The 25773-nt window shown below is 69.1% G+C and carries 21 protein-coding genes; 14 read left to right on the top strand and 7 right to left on the bottom strand.

Annotation, left to right across the window (positions count from 1 at the left end):
• Window positions 1–66: 66 nt before the first annotated feature.
• The 3 genes from AB0C36_RS34640 (at window position 67) to efeU (ending at window position 3780) form a co-directional block, all read left to right on the top strand.
• A complete protein-coding gene (locus AB0C36_RS34640) occupies window positions 67–636 on the top strand; it encodes a LuxR C-terminal-related transcriptional regulator (RefSeq protein ID WP_435839175.1) in 570 nt (189 codons plus the stop codon).
• Between the two features lie 241 nt (window positions 637–877).
• A complete protein-coding gene (locus tag AB0C36_RS34635) occupies window positions 878–2173 on the top strand; it encodes an HRDC domain-containing protein (protein WP_358362224.1) in 1296 nt (431 codons plus the stop codon).
• 677 nt (window positions 2174–2850) lie between these two features.
• Window positions 2851–3780 (top strand): iron uptake transporter permease EfeU, encoded by a 930-nt coding sequence (efeU, locus tag AB0C36_RS34630; protein ID WP_358362223.1) that lies wholly within the window; start codon window positions 2851–2853, stop codon window positions 3778–3780.
• Here the strand turns inward: efeU and efeB are convergent.
• On the bottom strand, window positions 3753–5168 hold the full coding sequence (gene efeB / locus AB0C36_RS34625; RefSeq protein ID WP_358362222.1) for an iron uptake transporter deferrochelatase/peroxidase subunit: 1416 nt from the start codon (window positions 5166–5168) through the stop codon (window positions 3753–3755). The genes efeU and efeB overlap by 28 nt on opposite strands.
• Before the next feature lie 94 nt (window positions 5169–5262).
• Entirely contained in the window at window positions 5263–6384 is a 1122-nt protein-coding gene (gene efeO, locus AB0C36_RS34620) for an iron uptake system protein EfeO (RefSeq protein ID WP_358362220.1), read from the bottom strand.
• A 333-nt stretch (window positions 6385–6717) separates the two neighbouring features.
• Between efeO and AB0C36_RS34615 the strand changes: the two genes are divergently transcribed.
• Together AB0C36_RS34615 and AB0C36_RS34610 are read left to right on the top strand one after the other, a co-directional pair.
• Window positions 6718–7920: a thiolase family protein gene (locus AB0C36_RS34615; RefSeq protein ID WP_358362219.1), complete on the top strand. Its 1203-nt coding sequence runs from the start codon at window positions 6718–6720 to the stop codon at window positions 7918–7920.
• Window positions 7917–10031: a 3-hydroxyacyl-CoA dehydrogenase NAD-binding domain-containing protein gene (locus AB0C36_RS34610; RefSeq protein ID WP_358362218.1), complete on the top strand. Its 2115-nt coding sequence runs from the start codon at window positions 7917–7919 to the stop codon at window positions 10029–10031. The genes AB0C36_RS34615 and AB0C36_RS34610 overlap by 4 nt, the downstream gene beginning before the upstream one ends.
• 108 nt (window positions 10032–10139) lie before the next feature.
• Here the strand turns inward: AB0C36_RS34610 and AB0C36_RS34605 are convergent, their stop codons facing one another.
• Entirely contained in the window at window positions 10140–11360 is a 1221-nt protein-coding gene (locus tag AB0C36_RS34605; protein WP_358362217.1) for an SWIM zinc finger family protein, read from the bottom strand.
• A 114-nt stretch (window positions 11361–11474) separates the two neighbouring features.
• Between AB0C36_RS34605 and AB0C36_RS34600 the strand changes: the two genes are divergently transcribed.
• Both AB0C36_RS34600 and AB0C36_RS34595 read left to right on the top strand, forming a co-directional pair.
• The gene (locus AB0C36_RS34600) at window positions 11475–11894 is read left to right on the top strand and encodes a hypothetical protein (RefSeq protein WP_358362215.1); all 420 of its coding nucleotides are present in this window, start codon (window positions 11475–11477) and stop codon (window positions 11892–11894) included.
• Window positions 11895–11926: 32 nt separating this feature from the next.
• Window positions 11927–12361: a nuclear transport factor 2 family protein gene (locus AB0C36_RS34595; protein ID WP_358362214.1), complete on the top strand. Its 435-nt coding sequence runs from the start codon at window positions 11927–11929 to the stop codon at window positions 12359–12361.
• 73 nt (window positions 12362–12434) lie between these two features.
• Here the strand turns inward: AB0C36_RS34595 and AB0C36_RS34590 are convergent, their stop codons facing one another.
• Window positions 12435–12827, bottom strand: coding sequence for a DUF4352 domain-containing protein (locus AB0C36_RS34590; protein WP_358362212.1), 393 nt, complete (start codon window positions 12825–12827; stop codon window positions 12435–12437).
• Between the two features lie 7 nt (window positions 12828–12834).
• On the opposite strand from AB0C36_RS34590, the gene AB0C36_RS34585 reads away from it, so the two are divergent.
• Complete coding sequence (locus tag AB0C36_RS34585; RefSeq protein WP_358362211.1) at window positions 12835–13299, top strand: hypothetical protein; 465 nt, start codon at window positions 12835–12837, stop codon at window positions 13297–13299.
• A 136-nt stretch (window positions 13300–13435) separates the two neighbouring features.
• On the opposite strand, the gene AB0C36_RS34580 is transcribed toward AB0C36_RS34585, so the two are convergent.
• Complete coding sequence (locus AB0C36_RS34580) at window positions 13436–14116, bottom strand: DUF4352 domain-containing protein (RefSeq protein ID WP_358362209.1); 681 nt, start codon at window positions 14114–14116, stop codon at window positions 13436–13438.
• Window positions 14117–14329: 213 nt separating this feature from the next.
• Here AB0C36_RS34580 and AB0C36_RS34575 point away from each other — a divergent pair, with 213 nt between their 5' ends.
• Window positions 14330–16465, top strand: coding sequence for an AIPR family protein (locus AB0C36_RS34575; protein ID WP_358362208.1), 2136 nt, complete (start codon window positions 14330–14332; stop codon window positions 16463–16465).
• Between the two features lie 10 nt (window positions 16466–16475).
• Here AB0C36_RS34575 and AB0C36_RS34570 read toward each other — a convergent pair whose 3' ends face one another.
• Window positions 16476–16949, bottom strand: coding sequence for an ATP-binding protein (locus tag AB0C36_RS34570; protein ID WP_358362207.1), 474 nt, complete (start codon window positions 16947–16949; stop codon window positions 16476–16478).
• A 139-nt stretch (window positions 16950–17088) separates the two neighbouring features.
• On the opposite strand from AB0C36_RS34570, the gene AB0C36_RS34565 reads away from it, so the two are divergent.
• Together AB0C36_RS34565 and AB0C36_RS34560 are read left to right on the top strand one after the other, a co-directional pair.
• Window positions 17089–17937: a helix-turn-helix domain-containing protein gene (locus tag AB0C36_RS34565; RefSeq protein WP_358362206.1), complete on the top strand. Its 849-nt coding sequence runs from the start codon at window positions 17089–17091 to the stop codon at window positions 17935–17937.
• 86 nt (window positions 17938–18023) lie between these two features.
• On the top strand, window positions 18024–18200 hold the full coding sequence (locus AB0C36_RS34560) for a DUF397 domain-containing protein (protein ID WP_435839174.1): 177 nt from the start codon (window positions 18024–18026) through the stop codon (window positions 18198–18200).
• Here the strand turns inward: AB0C36_RS34560 and AB0C36_RS34555 are convergent.
• Window positions 18192–20000 (bottom strand): DNA recombination protein RmuC, encoded by a 1809-nt coding sequence (locus tag AB0C36_RS34555; RefSeq protein WP_358362202.1) that lies wholly within the window; start codon window positions 19998–20000, stop codon window positions 18192–18194. The two genes, AB0C36_RS34560 and AB0C36_RS34555, sit on opposite strands and share 9 nt — an antisense overlap.
• 140 nt (window positions 20001–20140) lie before the next feature.
• Between AB0C36_RS34555 and AB0C36_RS34550 the strand changes: the two genes are divergently transcribed.
• The 3 genes from AB0C36_RS34550 to AB0C36_RS34540 all read left to right on the top strand — a co-directional run bounded on the left by AB0C36_RS34550 (window position 20141) and on the right by AB0C36_RS34540 (window position 25692).
• Window positions 20141–22327 carry an N-6 DNA methylase gene (locus AB0C36_RS34550; protein ID WP_358362200.1) on the top strand — a complete coding sequence of 729 codons (2187 nt, stop codon included), beginning with the start codon at window positions 20141–20143 and terminating at the stop codon, window positions 22325–22327.
• 90 nt (window positions 22328–22417) lie between these two features.
• The gene (locus AB0C36_RS34545; RefSeq protein WP_358362199.1) at window positions 22418–24409 is read left to right on the top strand and encodes a type I restriction-modification system subunit M; all 1992 of its coding nucleotides are present in this window, start codon (window positions 22418–22420) and stop codon (window positions 24407–24409) included.
• A complete protein-coding gene (locus AB0C36_RS34540) occupies window positions 24406–25692 on the top strand; it encodes a restriction endonuclease subunit S (RefSeq protein ID WP_358362197.1) in 1287 nt (428 codons plus the stop codon). Before AB0C36_RS34545 ends, AB0C36_RS34540 begins: the two co-directional genes overlap by 4 nt.
• Window positions 25693–25773 lie beyond the last annotated feature (81 nt).

Raw genomic sequence — 25773 nt, 5'->3', positions numbered from 1 at the left:
ACGGCCCCGACCGCCATCTCGTGCACTACATGATCCGCCAGGGCGAGTTCCTCAACGTCGTGGGCTGTGTGCCCTGCACCGACGAGGTCGCCGAGTGACGTCGTCGGGACGTCCACCATCGCCGAGGCTCGATCCCGTGCCGGCACGCCTCGCGATCTGTGCATCGCCGACGTGCACCTGCCCGACGGTTCCGGCCTGGCCCTGCTCACTGAGATGCGGGCCTGTGGCTGGCCGAACGGTCTGGCGCTTTCCGCCGCCGATGACATCGGTGCCGTCCGCTCCGCGCTTGCCGCGGGTGTTCGGGGCTATGTCGTGACCGGCGCGCGGGCGGGATTGACTCCTGGACACGCACGACAGGCGAGCATGACGGGCATGGCGGGCATGTCCGCAGCCCAACGACTCCGCCCCGACCACAACGGAACCGACCCCACTTCGGGCTGCCGCGAGCTGTCCGCCCGTGAGATCGAGGTGCTTCGCCTCGTCGCGGAGGGGCGTTCCAACAAGGCGATCGGCCAGGCGATGGGCCTGTCCGCGCTGACCGTGAAGAGCCACCTGGCGCGTATCGCGCGCAAGATGGGCACGGGCGACCGGGCCGGCATGGTGGCCCTGGCGCTGCGCGCGGGCATCATCAGCTAGCGCCGCGACCGGGAGGGTTCACCGGTATTTGCGGACCCTCCCGGCCACAGCACTGGCGTCCGCGCCTCTCCCCCCGGCCGCGTTCCGCGGCCGAATCCGGCATCGGCCGTTCGACACGGCCGGACCGATCCGGGAATTTCCGGTGCGGGGGTACCTCCGTACCGGTGCAAACCGGGCACTCAACCCGGCTCCCCGGCAGGCAGCGTCATCGCCTGCCGGGGTTTCGGCGTATTTTGTAAAGGTGACCGACGCTTTCGACTGCACAGTTTCCGAACAGCCGGCGCCGGTCCCTTTGCTGGCACCCCGCGAGGGCGTCCCGCCGGTCGTGGCGGATCCCGACTCCCTCGCCGGGACGGTCGCAGCCTTCGCCTCGGGCGACGGTCCCGTGGCCGTGGACGCCGAACGGGCGTCGGGCTACCGGTACGGCCAGCGCGCCTACCTGATCCAGCTGCGTCGCGCGGGAGCCGGCACAGCACTGATCGACCCGATCGCCTGTCCGGACCTGTCCGAGCTGGGGGCCGCCCTCGCCGACACCGAGTGGGTTCTGCACGCCGCCTCGCAGGATCTCCCCTGCCTCGCCGAGGTCGGCATGGCGCCCGCGCGGATCTTCGACACCGAGCTGGCCGGGCGCCTCGCGGCGTACCCGCGCGTCGGCCTGGGCGCGATGGTCGAGACGGTCCTCGGGTTCTCGCTGGAGAAGGGCCATTCCGCCGTCGACTGGTCCACGCGCCCGCTGCCCGAGCCCTGGCTGCGCTACGCCGCCCTCGACGTCGAGGTGCTGGTCGAGCTGCGCGACCGTCTCGAAGAGGTGCTGGAGGAGCAGGGCAAGCTCTCCTGGGCACTGGAGGAGTTCGCGGCGATCGCCGCCGCGCCGCCCTCCCCCCCGCGCGTCGACCCGTGGCGCCGCACCTCCGGCCTGCACCGGGTACGGCGGCGCCGCCAGCTCGCGATCGTGCGCGAGCTGTGGGAGGCGCGCGACCGGATCGCCCGGGCCAAGGACGTGTCGCCCGGCCGCGTCATCCCGGACACCGCGATCGTCGAAGCGGCACTCGCGGGCCCCGCGTCCATGTCCGCGCTGATGGCCCTGCCGGGCTTCACCGGCCGCGACAGCCGCCGCCAGTCCTCGGCGTGGCTCGCCGCCATCGAGGCCGGCCGCGCCGTCCCCGACGAACAACTGCCGCCTTCCACGCTGCCGCACGAGGGCCCGCCGCCGGCCCGGGCATGGGGCGACAAGGATCCGGCCGCCGCGGAGCGCCTGACCGCCGCCAAGACCGCGGTGGCGGCCATCGCCGACGAGCACGGACTGCCGACCGAGAACCTCCTCGCCCCGGACTCGGTACGCCGGCTCTCGTGGGCGCCCCCGTCCGTCCCGTCCTCGGACGCGATCGCCGAGGTACTCCGCGCGCAGGGCGCCCGCGAGTGGCAGATCCGCCTCACCGCCCCCGCTCTGTCCGGCGCGTACCTCCGCATCGCCGCCCACGGCCCGAACGCCAACGGGCCCGCCCCCAGCGGGCCCACCCCTAACGGCACCGCCTGACGGCACCTCCTCGCGGCAGCGCAAAGCCGACGCCGGCGGCGCTGCCCCTGTGTCCGGACGCGGCGCTCGCGGCATCACCGGGCAGCGTCTCGACGGAGGGGAACACACCGCGGCGCGACGACGTCGACCCCCGACCGCGCGTCTGCGCTTGCCTGCGCCTGCGCCTGCGCGACATCTGACCGCGCGACCGGCCGCGCACACCGACCGCCTGCACCGGCCGACCGGACCGAAGCCCGGGGGTCACGCGACCCGTCCCGCTCTCCGTCGCCTTGCCCCGCCGCGGGGACCGACGCCCCCGATCACGCGGCCCTGCTCCCCGGTCCAGCACCCCCGTCGCCTCGCCCGATCGCGGGGACCGACGCCCCCGATCACGCGGCCCCGCTCCCCGGTCCAGCTCCCCCGGTCGCCGCGGCGTCGCCTCACACGCCGACCGCGGCGCCCGCGAGCCCGGAACGGGGGCCCGCATAGCCCTCCTCACGACCTGCGCGCCACCGCGTCGTCCGCACCCCAACCCCGGCGCCCCAAGACCCGGCGCCCGGAGCGCTTTCCCAAGATTTGACGAACCCCCAAGCTGCGCCTGAGGCTTCCGCGTTGACGCCGGACAATCCGGGTGCTTTGGTGAGCCTTACCTAATTCCCCCCGTTCGTCCGTGCTCCGCGCGGCAAGGAGTCTCCCCGGTGTTCGCCAATTACCTGATAGGCCTGCGTGAAGGCCTTGAAGCCGCGCTGGTCGTGAGCATTCTGATCGCGTACCTCGTGAAGAGCGAGCGCCGGGACAAGCTGCCGCCCATCTGGGGCGGTGTGGCGGTCGCGGTGGCGCTGAGCCTCGGGTTCGGGGCGCTGCTGGAGTTCACGTCGGCCGAGATGACGTTCGAGCAGCAGGAGTTGTTCGGCGGCAGCCTCTCCATCCTCGCCGTCGCGCTCGTGACGTGGATGGTGTTCTGGATGCGTCGCACCGCCCGGCACCTGAAGGCCGACCTGCACGGCAAGCTCGACGCGGCGCTTGCCATGGGCACCGGTGCGCTGGTGCTCACGGCCTTCCTCGCGGTGGGCCGCGAGGGCCTGGAGACCGCGCTGTTCGTGTGGACCGCGGTACGCGCCACGGGCGACGGCAGCGACCCGCTGATCGGCGTCGCCCTCGGCATCGCGTCGGCGGTCGTGCTCGCGTACTTCTTCTACAAGGGCGCGGTACGCATCAACCTCGCCAAGTTCTTCACCTGGACCGGCGGCGCGCTGATCGTGGTCGCGGCGGGCGTGCTGGCGTACGGCGTGCACGACCTCCAGGAGGCGGACTTCCTGCCGGGGCTGAACAACCGGGCGTTCGACATCTCCGAGACCATCGAGCCCGGCAGCTGGTACGGCACCCTGCTCAAGGGCATCTTCAACTTCCAGCCGAATCCGACGGTCGCTCAGTGCGTCGTCTGGACGGCGTATCTCGTGCCGGTGATGGCGCTCTTCCTGTTCGGCGGGCGACTGGGCGGCCGACTCGGCGGGCGCGGTTCCCGGGTCGGCGCGGCCCCGGCGACCGCGGCCACCCCGGCCCCGGCGTCGGCGTCGGCGTCGGCGTCGGCCGGACCGGTTCAGCCGAACAGCGTGCGCCCCCAGTAGTCGTCCGGTCCCTGGACGCCCGGCGGGCACGCGAACAGCGCCGAACCGACGTGCTGGATGTACTCGTTGAGCGCGTCGCGTGCCGCCAGGCGCTGCTGGAGCGGGATGAACCCGCTCCTCGGGTCGCGCTGGTAAGCGAGGAAGAACAGCCCCGCGTCCAGGCGGCCGAGCCCGTCCGAGCCGTCCACGAACGAGTAGCCGCGCCGCAGGATCGTCACACCGTCGTTGCTGTCCGGGTGCGACAGCCGTACGTGCGCGTCTTCCTTGAGTGCCTTGAGCGGCACCTCGTCGTGCTCCGCGACGGCCCCGAAGGGCGCTCCTTCGCCTTTGTTCCGCCCGATGATGTCCTCCTGCTCGCCGAGCGGGGTGCGGTCCCACGTCTCGATGTGCATGCGGATGCGGCGGGCGACCAGGTACGAGCCGCCCGCCATCCAGTCCGAACCGTCCCCGGCCGCGGCCCACACATGCCGGTCGAGGCGGTCGGTCTCGGTGCCGGCGATGTTGCGGGTGCCGTCCTTGAACCCGAAGAGGTTGCGCGGTGTCTGCGCGTCGGGTGTCGTCGAGGACGTCTTGCCGAAGCCCAGTTGGGACCAGCGCACCGCGACCGTGCCGAACCCGATGCGGGCGAGGTTGCGGATGGCGTGGACGGCCACCTGGGGGTCGTCGGCGCACGCCTGCACGCAGATGTCGCCGCCCGAGCGGGCCGGGTCGAGGTTGTCCCCGGGGAACGGCGGCAGGTCGGCGAGGGCCACGGGCCGCCGCGCGGCGATGCCGAAGCGGTCCTTGTCGTCCTTCACGAACAGGCCCGGTCCGAACCCGATCGTCAGTGTGAGGTTGGCGGCGGGCAGGCCGAGTGCCTCGCCGGTGTCGTCCGGCGGAGCCTCCGGGATGCCGTCCACCGCGCCGGTGCCGACCGCCTGACCCTGCGTCATCGCCCGTGCGGCGGCCGTCCATTGCCGGAGCAGCCGGACGAGCTTCGCGCGGTCGTCGGTGAGGACGTCGAACGCCACGAAGTGCAGCCGGTCCTGGACCGGGGTGGCGATGCCGGCCTGGTGGGCGCCCTCGAACGGCACGGACTCGGCGGCGACGCGCGGCGCGGCGTCCTCGTCGGACGCGGTGACCGCGGCGGCGACCCCGCCCGCCGCGGCCGCCCCGACGGCGAGTGCGCCGCCGCTCCAGCCGATCAGCGCCCGACGGCTCACGCCGGGGGCGGGGGCCTCCGGGCTCTCGGCCGACTCGGGGGTGCCGTCCGCGTCGTGCGCGTGGTCCGGGCCGCCCTCCTCGTCACCGCGCGTCACCGCGTCCTGGTCGTCCGGGTTGGCGGTCGTCATCGTGCGCTCCTCGGTGTCGGGCGTCCACGACACGCGGGCGGGGACCGTACGCGCCATCGCGGCTGCGTACGGTCCCCGGGACCCGGTCGTCGTGGGCGGACGCCTGGCTTTCGGCTGTTCTGCCGGTTCCGTCAGTCGTGTTCCGGGACCGTCATGCGACGGCGGCGGCGAGCTTGGACAGCGGCTCGGCGAGCGCGTTGACCGCGTCCGAGAGCTCCTTGCGCTGCTCGTCGTTGACCGTGTCGTACGCGACATAGCCGTCGCCCTGCTTGTACTTGGCCAACACCGTCTCGATGGCGGCGAACTCCGCGGACAGCGTCTTGCCCAGTTCCGCGTCCTTCTCGTCGACGACCGGCTTGAGGAGTTCGAACGCCTTCTTCGCGCCGACCACGTTGCCCTCGAAGTCGACCAGGTCGGTGTGGCTGAACGCCTCCTCCTCACCGGTCACCTTGCCGGTCGCGACCTCGTCCAGCAGTTCCTTGGCGCCGTTGGCCATCGTCGTCGGGGTGATCTCCGCCGTGCCGACCTTGACCTGAAGGTCCTTGTAGTCGACGAGGAGCTGGTCGGCGTACTTGTGGTCCTCGGGCGTGACCTGCCCGGTGGTCCACAGCGTCTTCTCCAGGCGGTGCCAGCCGGTGAACTCCTGGCCCGCCTCGAGGTCGGCTTCGCGGATGTCCATCTTCGGGTCGAGGTCGCCGAAGCTCTCCGCGACGGGCTCGATGCTCTCCCAGCCGTAGCGGGACTTCGCGTACAGCTCCTTGGCCTTCGCGGTGTCGCCGGCCTTCACCGCCGCCACGAACTGCTCCAGGACCGGCAGCCCGCCGTCGACCTGGGCCTGCACGTACGCGCGGTACTCCGCGACCGCCTTGGCCAGGCGCGGGTCGAGCGGCTTCTCCTCCGCGGCGCCGGCCACAGTGACCTTCTGCCGGATGCCGTCGCCCTTCATGCCGGGTTTGCACGCGACCTCGTACTGGCCGGGCTTGATGTCGAAGGTGATGTCGACCGAGATGCCCGGGCCGATGTTCTCCCGCTCGGTGATGATGCGGTCGCCCTGGGCGTAGACGTACACCTCGGTGACCTGGTTGCCGGTGTTCTTGACCTTGAGGGTGTTCTTGCCCGCGGTCCAGTCCGTCTTCCCGACGTCGCACTTCTTGTCCGAGGCGGTGACCTTGACGGCGTCCCCGCCCGAGTCGCTGCTGCACGCGGCGAGCGCCGGAACACCCAGAAGAGCAGTGCCGGCTATCGCGGCGAACGTACGGCGGAGGGCAGGCATGGGGACACTCCAGTCGATTCCCGCGGCCCGGGCGCACACCCGGAATCCGGCAGGCTCAAGTAAGGCGACACTAAGTAAGGCAAGGCTCCGCTGAATTGAAGCCAGTCCAACTCCATGGGGTCACCAGACACCGGTAAAGCTTGGGCAACGCCCGCCGATCGCATGACGTGCGGACCACATCCCGCCACCGTCACGCCCGGCCACCCACCGATCATCGGCGCGCCTCAGGCGGTGCGCACGACGCGCGCCGTACGGTCGGTAACACCCCCTAGGCGTTTTGGTTACTCGTGAGTAGCATGGGTGCGTAACCCTTCCACGAGGAGTGCTGCCACTGTGTCTCGTCACCCCCGGGACGTCGTCTTCGTCGACGGTGTCCGAACCCCCTTCGGCAAGGCCGGCCCCAAGGGCATCTACCACGAGACCCGCGCCGACGACCTGGTCATCGCCTGCATCCGCGAGCTGCTGCGCCGCAACCCGCAGCTGCCCGGCGACAAGGTGGACGAGGTGGCCATCGCGGCCACAACGCAGATCGGCGACCAGGGTCTGACCATCGGCCGCACCACGGCCCTCCTGTCCGGGCTCCCCAAGTCGGTGCCCGGCTACTCAGTCGACCGCATGTGCGCGGGCGCCATGACCGCCGTGACCAACGTCGCGGGCGGCATCGCCCTCGGCGCGCTGGACATCGCGATCGCGGGCGGCGTCGAGCACATGGGCCGCCACCCGATGGGCGAGGGCGCCGACCCGAACCCGCGGATCATCGCCGAGAAGCTGGTCGACCCGTCGGCCCTCGTCATGGGCTCCACGGCGGAGAACATCCACGACCGCTACCCGCAGCTGACCAAGCAGCGCGCCGACGCGTTCGCGGTGGGCAGCCAGGAGAAGGCCGCCAAGGCGTACGCCGACGGCAAGATCCAGCCCGACCTGGTCCCCGTCGCGACCCGCTCGCAGGAGAAGGGCTACGGCCTCGCCACCGAGGACGAACCGCCGCGCCCGGGCACCACGATGGACGACCTGGCAGCCCTCAAGACCCCGTTCCGCGTGCGCGGCCGGGTCACCGCGGGCAACGCGGCCGGCCTCAACGACGGCGCCACCGCCGCGATCATCGCGTCCGAGGAGACCGCGCGCGAACTCGGCCTGCCGGTCAAGATGCGCCTCGTGCAGTACGCGTTCGCGGGCGTCGAGCCGGAGGTCATGGGCATCGGCCCGGTCCCGGCCACCGAGAAGGCCCTGGAGCGCGCCGGTCTGACGATCGACGACATCGGGCTGTTCGAGCTGAACGAGGCGTTCGCCGTCCAGGTGCTGTCGTTCCTCGACCACTACGGCATCGCGGACGACGACCCGCGCGTCAACAAGTACGGCGGCGCGATCGCGTTCGGCCACCCCCTCGCCTCGTCGGGCGTGCGTCTGATGACGCAGCTCGCGCGCCAGTTCGAGGAGCACCCCGAGGTCCGCTACGGCCTGACCTCGATGTGCATCGGACTCGGCATGGGCGGAACGGTCATCTGGGAGAACCCCCACTGGGAGGGCGACAAGTGACGGACCTCAAGCAGCTCGCCCAGGAGATTTTCCCGGACGAACTCGTCAGCCACTTCCCCGTCCGGGTCCTCGACCTGCCGTACGGCGCGGGCAAGTTCGCACTGATCACGATGGACAACGGCTTCGACCACACGAAGCCGACCACGTTCGGTCCGGCGGGTCTCGCCGAGCTGGGCGCGGCCCTCGACCAGGTCGAGGAGCTGGCCGCGGCCGGCACCGTCGTGGCCGCCGGTGTCACCGGCAAGCCGTTCATCTTCGCGGTCGGCGCCGACCTCAAGGGCGTCGGCGTGATCCGCGAGCGCGACCAGGCCCTCGCCATCGGCCGCGCCGGCCACGACGCGTTCCGCCGCCTGCGCAACCTCCCCGTCCCCACCTTCGCGTTCTACAACGGCGCGGCGATGGGCGGCGGTGTCGAGATCGGCCTCGCGTGCACGTACCGGACGATCTCGTCCGCCGTGCCCGCGCTCTCGCTCCCCGAGTGCTTCCTCGGCCTCGTGCCCGGGTGGGGCGGCTGCACGCTGCTGCCGAACCTGGTCGGGCCGGAGAAGGCGATCTCGGTCGTCATCGAGAACGCGCTGAACCAGAACAAGCAGCTCAACGGCAAGAAGGCGTTCGACCTTGGCATCGCGGACGTGCTGCTCGACCCGGCGGACTTCCTCGCCGAGTCGCTGCGCTGGACGGCCCGCGTGGTCAAGGGCGAAATCGTGGTGGAGCGCGCCGACTTCGACCGCGGCGCGGGCTGGGACGCGGCGGTCGCCGCGGGCCGGGCGCTCGCCGACTCCAAGGTGCACGGCGCCTCCCCCGCGCCGTACCGCGCGCTCGACATCATCGACGCCGCGCGCTCCGGCGACGTCGATGCCGGCTTCGCCCTCGAGGACGAGGCCCTCGCGGACCTCATCATGGGCGACGAACTGCGCGCCGGGCTCTACTCGTTCGACCTGATCCAGAAGCGCGCCAAGCGTCCGGCCGGGGCCCCCGACCGCGCGCTCGCGCGGCCGGTCACCAAGGTCGGCGTGGTCGGCGCGGGCCTGATGGCCTCGCAGCTCGCCCTCCTGTTCGCGCGCCGCCTCGGCGTACCGGTCGTGCTGACCGACATCGACCAGGAGCGCGTGGACAAGGGCGTGGCGTACGTCCACGACGAGCTCGACAAGCAGCTCCTGCGCGGGCGCCTCAGCCAGGACTCGGCCAACCGCTACAAGGCCCTGATCTCCGGCTCGCTCTCCAAGGACGCCTTCGCGGACGCCGACTTCGTCATCGAGGCCGTCTTCGAGGAGATGTCGGTCAAGCAGCAGGTGTTCGCCGAGGTCGAGGCCGTCGTCTCGCCCGAGTGCATCCTGGCGACCAACACCTCGTCCCTCTCGATCACCGAGATGGCGTCGAAGCTCGCCCACCCCGAGCGCGTGGTCGGCTTCCACTTCTTCAACCCGGTCGCGGTCCTCCCGCTGCTGGAGGTCGTGCGGGCCGAGCAGACCGACGACGCCTCCCTCGCCACCGCGTTCGGCGTCGCCAAGCAGCTGAAGAAGACCGCCGTCCTGGTCAAGGACGCCCCGGCCTTCGTGGTCAACCGCATCCTGACCCGCTTCCTCGGCGAGGTGCTGGCGTCGGTCGACGAGGGCACCCCCATCGAGGTCGCCGACAAGGCCCTCGAACCCCTCGGCCTCCCCATGTCGCCGATGGTGCTCCTGGAACTCGTCGGCCCGGCCATCGCCGCGCACGTCTCCGGCACGCTCCACACCGCGTTCCCCGACCGCTTCGGCGTTTCGCCGAACCTGGAGCGGGTCGTGAAGGCCGGCAAGCGCTCCTTCATGACCTGGACCGCCTCCGGCACCCAGGAGGTCGACCCCGAGGTCGCCGCCCTCCTCGAGGTCGGTTCCACCCCCCTCACCTCCGACCAGGTCCGCGACCGCGCGCTCGCGGCACTGGCGCAGGAGATCCGGCTCATGCTGGACGAGGGCGTCGTGCAGGCCGCGCAGGACATCGACCTGTGCATGATCACCGGCGCGGGCTGGCCGTTCCACCTGGGCGGCATCACCCCGTACCTGGACCGCACCGGCGTCTCCGAGAAGACCACCGGCAGGCGCTTCCTCGACCCGGGCGTCGCCTCGGTCTGACGTACGGCCCGGGCGCACGTACCCGGGTCCCGAGTACCGGGGTGGCTCCTCCCCCGTAGCCACCCCACCCCGGTGCGGCGCCCCCGATAAGGGACGCCGCACCGGGCTTCACATGCCGTGTGTGTCCAACAGCCGCAGCAACTTGCGCTTTCTCCGCTGCTGGGTGCGCAATTCACGGACGTAGTCCGCGAAGTCTTCGGATGTGCCGAGAACTTCGTGGCAGGCGCGGGCCTTGTCGAGCAGCCTGACTATCGCTTCGTACGCGGCGTCGCCCGTGAGCACCTTGTACGTGTCGACGAGCCGTACATACGCCGCCACTGCGTCGGCCGGGTCGGCATGCCCTGCCGCCATCGGCTCGATGCCGCCCTGGGCGCACAGCACGAGTAGCGCCCCCAGCAAGTCCTGCTCCGCCCACCCGCCCGGGTTCCGGCGCAACGCCTCCGCGGCGAGATCGTGGACGGCGGCCAAGCCGGCCGGGCCGAGCACGGCGCAGTAGTCCCTGAGTCGGACCGCGTCGGACGCGTAGTCCCCCAGCATGTGGCCGACCAACCACTCGGCGATCTCGGTCGGATCCGGTGCCGCGGCCTCGCAGGCGCGCAGATGCAGGTCGAGCAGGTCGGCGATCAACTCCCCAAGGGCCCCCGACGAGTCGTCGGCGTGTTCGTACAGTGCCTCGACGCGGCTGACGGCTTCCCTCGCCAGGTCGACGGCATCGACCGCGCGCCCACGGGCGACCAGGTCGCACAGCACCGGCACCGCCCCACGTGCTTGGTCCGCGAACGCATGGACGTCCGCGTACTCCATGTACCCGTAGCGCGTGAACGGAGTGGGGTCGAACATCCTGGCCATCTCGCGGCGCAACGAACCCGAGTCCCCCTCGGTGGCGATTGCACGCAGCTCCAGCCGCTTCCGAAGTCCCGGGTCGATGGCGGCCTGTTCCCTCACCAGGGCGAGGAGTTCCCGAGGGGAGAGCGCCTCAAGCCAGGCGTCGACGCTGCCGTCGCGGGTCCGCTGCATGCCCATGTGTTCGATCAGGCCGCCGTCGGTCAGGACTGTCAGGCCGACGGCCACGCAGTGCTTGCAGAAGTTGCCCTCCGCCCCGTACGGGCAACTACACCGCCCCACCAGCGCACCGCGGGACGCGACCGACAACCACACACGGTACGGCGCCCCGCCGTGCACGACGGCCCGAACCGTCGCCCGGTCCACGCCCGGTTCGACCGTCAGCCCGGACACCGCGTCCAGGTATCCCGCCCCCCGCTCGAAGGAACGGTCTCCGGCCGACTCCCGCAAATCGTCCTCGGTGAAATCCCGTTGCCATGCGCGCACGGTCCCAGTGAACCTCAACTCGGCCGACCAGGTCCTCTTGATACGTGTTCCTCCGCTGCGATGGTCGGGTCTCGCGTCATGATGGACGACGCATCCATAAAGGGGGACGCCTCGATGAGCAGAGACTTCAGGACGAACGTCCGCTACGCCGGCGCCGGGTGGGGAGCGGCGCGGGTGGCGCTCGGCGTCGTCGCCATCGCCGCGCCGCCGGTCGCCTCGCGGCCGTGGGTGGGGCGCGACGTCGAAACGCCGGGTGGGACTGTGTTCGCCAAGGCGCTGGGGGTACGCGACATCGCGCTCGGCGGCGGGACCACCCTGGCGGCGCTCACCGGCCGCGGCTTCGCCGCCTGGGCCCTCGCCTCCGCTGCCGCCGACATCGGCGACACCCTCGTGACCCGCCACCACTGGCCCGACCTGCCGCGTACGCGCGTCGCGATCGCCGCCCTCGCGAGCGCCTCCGCAGTCGCGGGCGTCGTGCTCACCGCCGCCGATGCCGTCGCCTCCCGGCGTACGCCCGCCGCCGATTCCCATTGATAGTTGCGCCGTCCCGGGTTAGACCGGACTGCGTGACCAAGGATCTTGCCGCGGCAGCCCGCGAAGCCGTACTCGCCCACGTCCGCCACTGGAACAACCAGGACAAAGACTCCTGGCTGAAAATCCTCGCCGACGACGTCCGCTACGAGGACCCGCCCGGCACCGTCGCCGGCATCGGCCGCGACGTCATGTCCGTCCAGGCCTGGGACAAGTCCTTCACCCCCGACAAGACCTGGATCCTCGAACCGCTCCTCGTCATCGCCTGCGGCCGCGAAGCCCAGGTCCACATGCGCAACCACGGCTCCGTCGCGGGCAAGCCCGCGTGGGTCGACAGCATCGAACTGTGGCGCGTCAACGACGAGGGCCTCGTCGACTCCGTACGCGCCTTCTGGGAGCCCCCGGCCGAAATCCGCTCCCACCTCGGCCTCTCCACCTGGGAGGGCGAAACAGCCCTCGCCCCGGAGTGAATCCCGCGACGGGTCCGGGGCCGTCGTACGCCCTGGGCCCGTCCGCCGACCGGTGACAGGTCGGGGAGCGTCCTCAGGGGAGGGTCCAGTGGCCGGTCTCGTCGACCGGGCCGTCCTCGATGCCGAACTCGACGGTGACGACCTTGGCGCCTAGCGGTACTTCGTACGTGGCGATGCCGATGCGGGTCTCGCCCGCCTGGATCGGGGAGGTGTACGGGATCAGCGCCCCGGCCGTGGTGTCGGCGTACGCGAACGAGTATGCGCGCCCTCGCGCGTCCAGGACCCGGGAAAGGCCCACCGGCTCGCTGTCGCCGACAACCGTGCCGGTGTTCGTCACCTGCCACAGCACGGCCACGAACCGCATTCCGGGCTCGGGCTGGAGGTACGACTCGTCGCTCGACGGCCGGGCAGGGTCGACGACCTTGACCACGGTCACATCGAGGTGTTCGCCCTCGTAACCGCGCAAGCTGATCGTGTACCCGACCGGCGCGCTCATTGTCCCGGCCGGTGCTCTGCGCGTCGGCGCCACGGGCGTCGGCGACGGCGACTTCGGCGGCGGCAACGCCGGTGAGGACGTGGTCGGCGCGGCGGTGGTCGGCGCGACGGACGGAGTGGTGCCGGGGCCGACCGTTGCTGCGGGAGGCTTCGGCGTCGGCCCGGCGACGCAGCGCGTACGCCATTCGCCCATTGGGATGTTCGGGTCCGCGCAGTCCATCGCCGTCGCAGCCGGCGCCCCGGCGTGGATCCCCGCTGCTCCCCCGCGCGAGCACCCGCCCAGTAATGCGGCCCCTGCGACAACTGCGGCCAAAACCACGGCTCTGGCCGTGCGTACCGTCATCCATCCCCCCGAATCGGCTGCGGGCGTCATCATGCCAAAGCTCGCGCACACGCGACATACGGCCAGGTCCGTCTCGGCAGATCACGCACCTCTGTCGTGAGGGGCACCGCGGTCAACACGGCGGGGCCGAGCGCACAACGCACGCGGCGCCGCGACGCGCCGGGGAAGCCCAGCCGGATTCCCCGGCACGTCGGCGAGCCGCGTGACGATATCGACGCGCGGGGGCCGCGTCGCGGTCAGGACACCGTCCATTGACCGGTCTGCCTCGCGAACCCGGAGTTCGCGCCGTACTGGATCTTGACCACCTTCGATCCGGTCGGGACCTCGTACGCGACCACTCCGAGCCTCGACTCACCCGGCGGGATCTTCGCGCCGCTGGGGAACTCAGGACCCGCGGTCGTCGTGGCGTACGTCGGGTCGAACTGCTGCCCCTCGGTGTCCACCAGACTGGAACCCGATGTCGGCCCGCTGTCGACCGGCACATTGCCGGTGTTGGCGATCCGCCACTGCACGGCCACAAGTCGCATGCCGGACTTCGGCTTCATGAACTCGTTGTCCGTCGTGGCCGGGTCGACGATCTTCACCACGGTGGCATCCAGCTTCACACCCTCGAAGCCGGTGAGGCTGATCGTGTCCCCCACCTTTGCGACCTTTTCGCCCGTGGGCTCAGGCGTCTTCGAGGGCGCCGCGGATGAAGCCGAGGGCGTCGGCGTGGCACCACCTGTCCCCGGAGCCCCCGAGGCGCAACGCTTCTGCCACTCGCCCATCGTGATGTTCGGATCGGTGCAATCCAAGGTTGCCGCGTCCTGCGCCTTGGGCTCCGTCTTGGGCTCGCCCTTGTCCGCCTGGCAGCCGACCACCATCAGCCCACCGAGCACGGCCGCGGCCGCACCGGCCGCGATCCTCCGCAGAGTCATGTCTCCCCCACCTGTCCGGCTGTCCGTCTTGCTCTGACGCATCCAATGACAGCAGGAAGTGAAAGCGTCGTCAATCTCATAATGATTGTTCGTGTCTCGCAGATCTGCATACACTCGTTTGAGACGGCGCACCAATCGGCATAACCCGGCGGAGTCGGACGCAGCGTGTCGGTACGCTCGCCCCAAGAGCAGAAGGCGAGTTGGTGGGGGATCGTGACAGGCTCAGAGCAGGCACGGCGCAAGATGACGGCACTGCTGGAGCTGCACCAGATGCGCCAAGCGCTCATCGATTCGTACCGCGGGCTCATCGACGAGACCGACCTCGACCGCAACTCTGAGCCCGAACGGGACCGTGCGTTCCTTTCCCGGGCTGTGGCCGCCACCGCGATTCGTCGTGTCACCGGGTGGAACCCCGCGGCCTGCGCCGCCGCGGTCATCGACGGCAGCCGGGACAACGGCATCGACGCCGTCGCCGTCGCTGACGCTTCCCGGGTCTGGCTCGTCCAAGCGAAGTGGAAGGACAGCGGTACTGCCGGCTTCCACACCGACGCCGCGCGCGCCTTCATCGACGGCCTGCACCTACTGGAAGATCGCAAGTTCGGCGAATTCAACGACAAGCTGCGGCCGTTCACGGCCCGGCTGGACGCGGCGTTGATGGACACCAACCTCAAGATCACGTTGGTCATCGCCGTCGTGGGCAACGACCCGCTCCACGCCGATACCCGCGCGATCCTCGACCGAGCCGTCGACGACCACCACGGCCTGGGGCCGATGCTGGACTACCGGCTCGTGGGCGCGGCGGAACTCCTCCAGCAACTGCGCGACGACCGCCGCCCCCAGCCGGTGGACCTCACCGCGCGCATGCCGCACTGGATCAAGCGGGACACGCCCTTCCTCGCCTACCAGGGCCCGGTCGCCGCCGTCGACGTGGCGCAGTGGTACGAGGACCACGGCCCGCGCCTATTCACCGAGCACATCCGCCAGTCGCTCGGGTTGACCCGCATCAACTCGGGGATTCAGACGACGCTCATCGAAGAGCCGGACAACTTCTGGTACTTCAACAACGGCATCACCATCCTCTGCGACGGCGTCGAGCCGACGTGGCGAGGGCGGCGCCGACCGGACGAGCCGGTCGAGTTGGCGTTGCAGCACGCCAGCATCGTGAACGGCGCCCAGACGGTCACCGAGATCCACAAGGCGATGCAGGTCGCGCCGGACACAGTGGAGAACGCCGACGTGAGCGTCCGGGTGATCTCCCTCGGCAGCGAGCGCGGCCAGTACGCGGCACGCATCACCGAGACCACGAACACCCAGAACGACGTCTCCCAGCGGGACTTCATCGCTCTCGACGACACCCAGACCCTGATCCGCGAGGACTTCGAGTTCTCGCTGCAAAAGACGTACGTCTTCAAGCGCGGCGAAGCGGATCCGGCACCGGACGCCGGTTGCTCTGTCGTCCACGCCGCCATCGCCCTGGCCTGCGCCCACCGCACGCCCGAACTCAGCGTCCGCGCGAAGAAGGACACCGACCTGCTCTGGGAGCGTGGACAGAGCGGCGCCTATCCCCGGCTGTTCGGCGAAGCACCGAGCGCCTTCCGCATCTGGCGGACGGTGCTGGTTCACCGCGCCGTCGGTGAGGCACTCGACGTCCTGCGCCAACGAATGCGGGGACGCTCCTCCGACGTCGCTCAACGTGGCGATCTGCTGGTCAGCCACTTGGTGTTCCGACTCTTGGACGCCAGTGACCTCGATGAGCCCGACTTCGATGTCGACTCCCTGCTCAACTCCGTGCCTACCTCCACGGGGTCCGTGCTGTCGTGGCTGATCCATTTCGTCGACGCGGCGTATGGGCCGACTTCGTTTCTCACCAGCACGTTCACGAACGAGACACGCTGTCGGGAACTCGCTCGGCTCGTCCTGGAGGCGATATGCGAAGGCCGTGAGCTTCCCGACTTGCCTGCCGACTGCCAGGCACGGCAGCAACCGGGTCGACAGCGCCGCCAGGCCACCATCCCCACAATCATCAACGCCGGCCTCCTGCCGAACGGCGCGCCGCTGCAGTACGTCACGGGGAACATTGCCGAAGCGAAGGCATTGCAGGATTGGCTAAACGCCGACCCCCGGCGGAGCCAGGCCACGTGGCAGAACGACCGCGCACGCCCGTTGCTGTGGGCGTACGACGGCGAGACGTATAACGCGAGCAATCTGGTGCTTCGCATCTGGGAGTTGGCCGGCTGGGACGACGCGCCGTCGTCGGTGCAGGCTCCGGCCCGCTGGACACCGGACGGCAAGCTGAACCTCTACGAGATCGCCGTGCAGTGGCAGGACGCGCAGACGGACGACGATTGACCGCCCTCAGTCAGGCCCGGCCGGGTAATGCCTCGGCCAGGACCGGCAGCGGAATGACGGCCCAGACCGTCTTGCCGCCGGCCGGGTGCGGGTCGACGCCCCACGCGGCGGTGATCGCCTCGACGATCCGGAGGCCACGTCCGGATTCGGACATGCCGGAGTGCGCGGCCGGTTGACGCGCCTGGGCGGGTCCGACGCGGCCGAGCCCCATCGGATCCGCCACCTCGATCCGAAGAGTGCGGTTCAGGGCATCGGAGATCATCCGCACCTCGAAGTCCGCTCGAACTTCGGCCGCGTGGATGACCGCGTTGGCGGCGAGTTCGCCGACTACCAGCTCGGCCGTTTCCGTCAGTTCGTGGTCACGCGGCCATCCGTGGTGTGCGAGGTGCTCCACGACGAGGAGGCGGGCGAGGCGGGCACCGCGTGGTGTCGGGCTGAAGCGTTGAGCGAACACGTCCGACCGAGTGGGGATTTCGGAGTTCATGCCACCGAACGTTTCCGGACATGCCTACCCTGGCCAAGGAAGCAGGCCGGTACAGAGCGTGCCTGCACGGGCGCGAAGCGTCGCCGGTCCGGGTGTCCGGTTGGTGTGACGGCGTGAGACGGGAGTTGGGGGAACTGCCATGGCCGATCCGAACGACGAGGACGCCGGCGACGGCGCGGTGGATCTGTTCCGGGCGCTGGGCCGCATGGTCAAGATGCTGCGCGAACGCGCCGGGCTCACGCAGCGCCAGTTGGGCCAACAACTGGGGTACAGCGAGGAACAGATCTCGTCACTCGAACGTGGGCGCCGCGTGCCCCAGGACGAGTTCCTCGACGCCGCCGATGAACTGCTGGGCGCGAACGGCATGCTGGCCGTGGCGAAGGAGGATGTCGCTCGCGCGAAGACGAAGGCCAGGGTGAAGCATCCGGCGTGGTTCAGGGACTATGCGCGGTTGGAGCGGGAGGCGGTCGAGTTGCATCACTACGACGTGTCGGCGCTGCCTGGCCTGCTGCAAACCGAGTCACACGCCCGTGCGATCTTCACGAACAGGCAACCGTTGTTGGACGAGGCTACGGTCGAGCAACGGGTAACGGCACGACTCGGTCGGCAAGACATCCTGACGCGTTGGCCAGCAACGCTGGTGACGTTCATGATTGAAGAAGCCGTCCTGCGACGTCCCCTCGGAGGCCAATCCACCCACCGCGCCCAACTGGAGCACCTGCTCCAGGTGTCGCAACTCCGGAACGTCGAGCTTCAGATCATGCCGACAGATCGCGAGGAACATCCGACCCTGGATGGCCCGTTCACGCTACTGACGCCGATTGGGCGCCAACAAGTCGCGTACGTGGAGGTACAGAGAGTCAGTCGACTGATCGTTGACCCCGAAGAGGTTCGTATCCTGGCTGCGCGGTATGGCAGCATCCGCGCGCAAGCGCTCACGCCGCGCGAGTCCAGGTTCTTCATCGAGACGATGTTGGGAGACACATGAACCATCACGCGACCAACTTGGCACGCACTGACCTCGCCTTGACGAAGAGTAGCCACAGCAGCGGAGAAGGTGGCGAGTGCGTAGAGGTGGCCGCTTGGCGCAAGAGCAGCCACAGCGGAGGCGAGGGCGGGCAGTGTGTCGAAGTCGCTTCCCTCACCGCCGCCACCGCCGTCCGGGACAGCAAGCGTCCGCACGCTGCCGCGTTGCTCTTCCACGCGGCAGCGTGGGACGGCCTCGTCACCGGCCTGGCCGACTCACGCTGAGCCGTCGGTGATCTCCGGCGCTCGGGCGGGCGGGATCTCGACGACCCTGCCCGCCGTAGTGGTGTCCACCAACTCGGCGGCCGTCAGCGGGCGTGGTGCAGCCTCGATGGCCGTCGGCGTCGACAGCGGCTTCGCCGCGACCTTCAGGTGCTGGAAGCGGCGCGCCGAGACGAGCAGCCGCGCCTCCATCGATCCGACGGCCTTGTTGTAGGCGAGGACCGCGCTGCCGAGTTCGGTGCCCACCTTGCCCAGGTGGCTGCTGAACGTGACGATCCGGTCGTACAGGTCGCGCCCGAGGTCGTGGACTTCGCGCAGGTTCTCGGCGAGGCTCGCCTGAGTCCAGGCGAGCGCCACCGTGCGCAGCAAGGCGATGAACGTGGTCGGTGTCGTGATCACGACACCCTTGTCCAGCGCGTACTCCAACAAGCCGTTGTCGGCGTCCAGCGCGGGGCCGAGGAACGCCTCGCCGGGGATGAACATCACGACGAACTCCGGCGACACGTCGAGGAGCTTGTGGTAGTCCTTCGAGGCCAGGTTGTCGATGTGCCGTCGCACCTGCTGTGCGTGCTCCTTGAGGCGCGCGCTCCGCGTCGCGTCGTCCGTGGCCTCGCTGGCCTCCATGAACGCCTTGAGTGAGACCTTGGCGTCCACGACCGTCGCCTTTCCGTCCGCCAGGTGGACCACCATGTCCGGGCGGAGGACTCCCTCATCCCCTTGCATGGTCACTTGTTCCTTGAAGTCGCAGCGCTCGACCATGCCGGCCAGTTCCGCGGTGCGCCGCAGCGTCATCTCACCCCAACTGCCGCGCACCTGAGGCTTCTTGAGGGCGTCGACCAGCGCTTGGGCCTGGTCGCGCAGCCGACCGGTCTCCTGGTGCATCCCGATGAGCTGCTGGGCGAGAGATGCCTCGGCGGCGGCGCGGCTCTCTCCGAGCTTCCGGATCTCCTGGTTGAGCTTGTCGAGCTGTTCGCGGACGGGCGCCCCGACGGCGCCGAGCTTGTCCTCGGCCGTCGCGAGCAGTGCGGTGCGGTTCGATTCGAGCGCCTTGCTCGTCAGCGCGGCGAAGCGGTCTTCCATCAGCTTCGCCGACTCGGTGCGCAGGCGCTCGACCTCACCACGGGCAGCGTCCAGAGCCGCTGCTTGCTGTTCGAGGGTCTTTTGTCGGCCTTCGAGGTCGGCGTTGGCGGTCTTGAGGGCATCCAGCTCTTCACGGAGCGCCGCCATGGCCCCCACCAGCTTGGCGCCTTCCTCCCGCGTCGCGGCCAACTCGCGGGCACGGTCAGCAAACTGGGTACGGAGTGCGTCGTACTCGGTGCGCTGCCGTGCGAGGTCGGCCTCGCGTTCTTGCGTGGTGATCCGAGCCGCGTCACGCTCCGCGGTGATGGCGGCGAGCGCTTGTTGCGTCGAGGCGAGTTCGCGTCCCTGGCTCGCATAGTCGGTGCGGAGCGCGGTCAGATCATGCGCGAGGTCTACGCGGGCGTTCTCGGTGGCCGACTCCGCGTCGCGTGCCGCCTTGAGTTCTGCGTCGGTGCGGGCGAGCCGGGACTCGCGGTCGGCAAGCCGAGTTCGCAGTTCGACGAGCTGCGGGGTCAGCGCACCGGTCTGCCCTTCAGCCTGCTCGCAGCGGGTACGCCATTCCTGCACTTGGGCGTCGGCGCGGGCGCATGCGTCCTCAGCGGACTTGCGTGCGGTCTCGGTATCCGCGTGCGCCGCCGTAGAGCGTGCTCGCGCGATGGCTAACCCGACGGCGAACCCGACGAGTGCGGTGACAAGGGCCGTGATGGCGGCTGTGGCGGTCATGTGAGCTCCCGAGGATGCTTTCAGGTACGAGCCACCAGAAGAGCAGGCCAGTGAAAGCTGTGTCAATCAATTCTGTGCGTCGCATCAATGCGCTATGGTGAATACGCCAACCCGGAAGCACCGCAATGAGGGAGGGGCTTGTGACCGAGCAGGCCACGCTGGTGACAGCTGCGGAGATCGGCCGCATCGCCGGGGTGACGCGCGCGACGGTCAGCAACTGGCGCAGGCGGCATGAAGATTTCCCGGCGCCGACCGGGGGTACGGACACGAGTCCGCTCTACGACCTGACCGCGGTGCGGGCTTGGCTGGACGCGCGCGGCCAGGCCTCCGCGGCCTCACCGACGACCGAGCTGCGGACCGTCCTGCGACTCCACCCGGCGGGAGCCGAAGCCGCGGGTCGCCTGCTGCCGCTGGTGCCGGCACTTGCCGGACTCGGCGACGCGGCGTTGGCCGAGTTCGGCTCGCTGGCCGACCGCGACCTCGTCCGGCGAGCCGCGAGCGAAGCCGCCGGAACGGCGAAGGCGATGCCGGGAGCGGGTTCCGTGCGTTACGAGCGTGGCGACGCGGCGGCCATTCGGGCAGCAGTCGCCTGCGTCGCGGCGGAAGGCGGTCAGGCCGCGCTCGACGTGCTCGCCGAGCGAGAGCTTGAGGACACCCCGGTTGGCGGCGTGTACCAAACACCACGCGGCTTGGCCGACCTGATGGCCAGCCTGCTGCCGGAGGACTGCTCGGGCGTCTTCGACCCCGCGTGCGGAAGCGGCACGCTGCTCGCAGCCGCCGCCCGACGTGGCACGGCGGAGTTGTATGGACAGGACGCACTCTCCGTCCAGGCTCGCCGTGCCGCCGTCGGACTGTTGTTGTCATCGCCTGATGCGCACGTACGAGTGTCCGTCGGCGACAGCTTGCGTGCGGACGCTTTCCCGGATGTCACGGTTGACGGAGTCTTGTGCAACCCGCCCTACGGTGACCGGGATTGGGGCCATGACGAACTCGCCTACGACCCGCGTTGGGCGTACGGCGTTCCGCCACGCGGAGAACCCGAGCTGGCCTGGGTCGAACATGCCTTGGCACATCTGGAACCGGGTGGGCATGCCGTGTTCCTGCTGCCGCCTGCGGTTGCCGCGCGGCCTTCCGGACGTCGCGTCCGGGCCGAGCTGGTGCGAAGCGGAGCGGTCCGGGCGGTCATCGGTCTGCCCGTCGGATCGGCGGTGCCGCTGCACATCGGGCTGCATGTGTGGTTGCTCCAGCGTCCGGAGCCCGGAGGCCCGGAACGCAAATCGGTGCTGTTCATGGAATCGGCGGGGACACGCCGCGGCGACGCACGGGGCGGGGCGGCCGAGCGCACGCTCAGCCCGTCGCGCCTGCGTCACCGGCGCGAAAGCCTTGACTGGGGCGGCCTGTCGGCCAAGGTGCTGACGCACTGGAGTCGATTCCGCGAGGCACCCGACGCGTTCGAGGATGCGGCTGGCGAAGCGCGGGCAGTCTCGGCGCTGGACCTGCTCGACGATGTGGTTGACCTGACGCCGGCGCGGCACGTGCGTATGGCGCCCGCGGACCTGGACCCGGCAGCCACAGCGCGCCGGGTTGCGGAACACCGGAAGAAACTCACCGCCGCGGCGCAGTCGCTGGTGGACTCGGCGTCGTACGGCACGTGGCGAGCCGCTGGAGATGCTCCGAAAGAGTGGCGCACGGCGACACTGTCCGATTTGGCGCGGGGTGGGGCGGTCGAGATGCTCCGGACCGCCCCGGCCGTCAAGGACGACGTGGGGGAAGGCTGGCGTGCGGAGAACGAGGGACGGCCTGTTCTCAGACTCGACGACGTCATTGCGGATGCGAAGGCCTCGGGCAGCCTCGACGACTTGGCACCCGAGATCGGACCGATCCTGGAGGAAAGCGACGTCATCGTACGGACGTTCCCCGGCGGTGACGGCCCCATGGCACGGCTTGCCAGCGGCGAGGACGCGGGCGCGGTGCTGGGTCCCCTGCTGGTTCTGCTCCGACCGGACCCGTCGCGGCTCGACCCGTGGTTTTTGGTGGGCTTCTTGGATCAGGCAGACAACATCGCGGGCGCCTCGACGGGGAGCACGACTGTTCAGGTGCAGCCCGGACGGTTGCGTGTGCCGCTGATGCCGTTGGAGGAACAGCGCAAGTACGGCGCGGCGTTCCGACGGATTCACGGGCTGCGCGGTGCCGCCCGACGAGCGGCAGAGGCGACCCGCGAGGCTGCGGACTTGCTCTCCGCGGGCCTGACAACCGGTGCTTTGGCGCCGTCGGAAGGCGACTCGGCCCGAACGGCCACACGATCTTCATCTGTGCACCAGACTTGACCCCAATCCACACCCACTCGGTTGGGTGACCGATTTCCGCTCGTTTCGGTGCGGTTCGGCTCGGCTCGGCTCGGAAGGATTCGAGGACCGTTGAACAGCGACAAGCACACGGAGTTGGCCAACCATGCGTGGTCGGTGGCCGACTTGCTGCGCGGTGACTACAAGCAGTCCGACTACGGCAAGGTGATCCTGCCGTTCACGGTGCTGCGACGCCTCGAGTGCGTGTTGGCGCCGACGCGCAACGAAGTGGCGGCGACCGTGGCGCGGTTCGCGGGCCAGGACATCGACACCGACCGCTTCCTGCGGCGGGCCTCCGGTCACGTCTTCTACAACACGAGCGACCTGACGCTGAAGCAGATCCTCGGCGACCCGGGACACGCGGCGGCGAACCTCCAGGCGTACGTGGCGGCGTTTTCGGACAACGCGCGCGAGGTGCTTGAGAAGTACGAGTTCGCGCAGCAGATTCGGAAGCTCGACGCGGCCAAGCTGCTGTACAAGGTGATGGGCAAGTTCGCCGACCTGGACCTGCGGCCCGAGGTGGTTCCGAACCACAACATGGGCTACCTGTTCGAGGACCTGATCCGCCGGTTCGCGGAACTCTCGAACGAGACGGCCGGTGAGCACTTCACCCCGCGCGAGGTCATCAAGCTGATGGTCAAGCTGCTGGTGGGGGCGGACGCCGACGCGTTGCAGGTGCCGGGCGTGGTGCGTACGGTCATGGACCCGGCGTGCGGAACCGGGGGCATGCTGAGCGCGGTCGACGACTTCATCCGCGACCACAACCCGGACGCGACGGTCGAACTGTTCGGCCAGGAACTCAACCCCGAGTCGTGGGCAATCTGCCGTTCGGACCTGATGATCAAGGAGCAGGACCCGGACAACATCGCGTTTGGCAACTCGTTCTCGGACGACGGCCATTCCCGCCGCAAGTTCGACTTCATGCTCGCCAATCCGCCGTTCGGGGTGGAGTGGAAGAAGGTCCAGAGCGAGGTCGAGTACGAGCACAAGTCGATGGGCGAGTCGGGTCGCTTCGGTGCCGGCCTGCCGAGGATTAACGACGGCTCGCTACTGTTCCTGCAACACATGATCGACAAGATGAAGCCGGTGGACGGTAACGGCGGAGGTGGGAGCCGCATCGCGATCGTCTTCAACGGCTCGCCGCTGTTCACGGGCGCGGCCGAGTCGGGTGAGTCGAAGATCCGCCAGTGGATCCTGGAGAACGACTGGCTCGAGGCGATCGTCGCACTGCCCGACCAGTTGTTCTACAACACGGGCATCTCCACTTACTTCTGGATCCTGACCAACCGCAAGTCGCCCGACCACAAGGGCAAGGTCGTGCTGCTGGATGCGCGCGAGTACTGGCAGAAGATGCGGAAGTCGCTCGGCGACAAGCGGAAGTTCATCACCGATCAGCAGATTGGTGAGATCACGCAGCTCTACGACGAGGCCCTTCAGGTCGCGGCGGACCCGGAACACCCGCTGCACGGCAAGGTGAAGGTCTTCCGCAACGAGGACTTCGGATACCGGCGGATCACGGTAGAGCGTCCCCTCAAGCTCCGGTTCGAGCTGACGGAAGAGACGCTGGCGGCCCTGGAAGAGTCGAAGCCCGTCCAGAAGCTGGCGAACACCGAGGAGTTCATCGCCGCCCTGCGCCCGCTCCTCGGCTCGACGTGGGCGACGAAGGCGGAAGCATTCCTCGCGTTGAAGGACGCACAGGTAGCGGCGGGCCTGACCTGGCCAACCGGCACCCCGTTCGTGAAGGCCGTCCGCGACACAATCGGCGTGCGCGACACCAACGGCGAAGTCCAACTCGTCAAGGGTGAACCCGAGCCCGACACGGACTTGCGCGACTACGAGAATGTCCCGCTCGATGAGGACATCGCTGTCTACCTCAAGCGTGAAGTCCTTCCCCACGTTCCTGACGCTTGGGTGGACTATACGAAGACAAAAATCGGCTACGAGATCCCGTTGACGCGGCACTTTTACGTGTACGAGCCTCCACGCCCGTTGGCAGAGATCGACGCCGAGTTGAAGGCTCTGGAATCGAACATCCAGCGCCTGCTCAGCGAGATGACCCTGTGAGCAACGGCATCGCCCCGTGGCTGGAGAAATCACAGTGGCCGACTGTGCCGATTCGACTCCTCGCGCGACTGGGAACCGGACACACACCGAGTCGCAGCAATCCGGAGTACTGGCACGACTGCACGATTCCCTGGATCACCCTCGCTGATGTTTGGCAGTTGCGCAGCGGAACGACGACCGTCATCTCCGATACAAAAGAGAAGATCAGCAGATTGGGCCTGGCCAATTCCGCGGCCGTGCTCCACCCTGCTGGCACAGTGATCCTATCGCGCACTGCGTCCGTCGGGTTCTCGGCGATCATGGGTTCCGACATGGCAACCAGTCAAGACTTCGCGACTTGGACCTGTGGGACACAGTTGGAACCCCGGTATCTGCTGCACGCGCTTCGAGGAATGGCTCCGGATCTCAAGCGCGTTGCGACGGGATCCACCCACAAGACCATCTATATGCCCGACATCGAGCAACTGCGGGTGCCGCTGCCACCACAGCGGGAACAGCAACGGATCGCCAACTTCCTCGACGCCCAGATGGACTACCTGGATCGCCTGGCCACACTCGACTCAGAGGTCCTGTCGAGGCTGGACGAGCGTAAACAAGCGTTGCGAGACTCTGCCATTGATCAACTGTCCAAGCGACACGGGAATCTCCCACTACGCCGCCTTATGCGGTGCATTGAACAAGGAACAAGCCCTCGATGCGAAGCCACCCCACGGCAAGGCCCTGAAGAGTGGGGGGTGCTGAAGCTCAGTTCCGTAAAAAACGGGTCATTTAACCCCAACGAAAACAAGCGTCTCCCCACCAGCGTACCCCCGCCGCGTATGTGGCAGGTCAATGAGGGCGATCTCCTTGTGACCCGGGCAAACACTCCGCGGCTAGTGGGTGACGTCGCGGTGGCCACAGGCGACTGCACCCGGCTCCTGTTGCCCGATCTCATCTATCGAATCAAGCTCCGGACTGATATCGATCCACATTTCGTCGCGCAAGTCTCCCTGGGCAGCCAGATCCGACAGCGCATTGAGGCCACCGCCCGCGGCTCATCGCAATCGATGGTCAAGCTACGCGGAGAGGACATTCGATCGTGGCCCGTCCCGAATGCCCCTTTGCGACAACAGCAGGAATTCACACAATCGTTGTTGCGATGGACCGAACCCGCCGAGACGCTTCGGGCAGCCCTGAACCAACGTTCTCAACTGCTGACCGAACGCCGTCAGGCGCTCATCACCGCAGCCGTCACCGGCCAATTTGATGTATCCACCGCCTCCGGACGAGGAGTCGCGCCGTGAGCCCCGTCTACGACGAATTTACGTTTGGCGGAGCCATTGTCTCCGCGTTGCTCGAACGCGGGTGGGACCTCGGCAACATCC

It is taken from the genome of Streptodolium elevatio (assembly GCF_040649515.1).
GTDB lineage: Bacteria > Actinomycetota > Actinomycetes > Streptomycetales > Streptomycetaceae > Yinghuangia > Yinghuangia elevatio.
This window is presented reverse-complemented; position numbering and strand designations above follow the sequence as displayed.

What these genes read in the sequence shown, in the direction of transcription:
- efeB (WP_358362222.1), bottom strand. Translation starts at nt 5,168, where the DNA reads ATGGCGCGTACGGTCCCCGCCCGCGTGTCGTGGACGCCCGACACCGAG.
- efeO (WP_358362220.1), bottom strand. Translation starts at nt 6,384, where the DNA reads ATGCCTGCCCTCCGCCGTACGTTCGCCGCGATAGCCGGCACTGCTCTT.
- AB0C36_RS34600 (WP_358362215.1), top strand. Translation starts at nt 11,475, where the DNA reads ATGAGCAGAGACTTCAGGACGAACGTCCGCTACGCCGGCGCCGGGTGG.
- AB0C36_RS34580 (WP_358362209.1), bottom strand. Translation starts at nt 14,116, where the DNA reads ATGACTCTGCGGAGGATCGCGGCCGGTGCGGCCGCGGCCGTGCTCGGT.
- AB0C36_RS34570 (WP_358362207.1), bottom strand. Translation starts at nt 16,949, where the DNA reads ATGAACTCCGAAATCCCCACTCGGTCGGACGTGTTCGCTCAACGCTTC.
- AB0C36_RS34565 (WP_358362206.1), top strand. Translation starts at nt 17,089, where the DNA reads ATGGCCGATCCGAACGACGAGGACGCCGGCGACGGCGCGGTGGATCTG.
- AB0C36_RS34555 (WP_358362202.1), bottom strand. Translation starts at nt 20,000, where the DNA reads ATGACCGCCACAGCCGCCATCACGGCCCTTGTCACCGCACTCGTCGGG.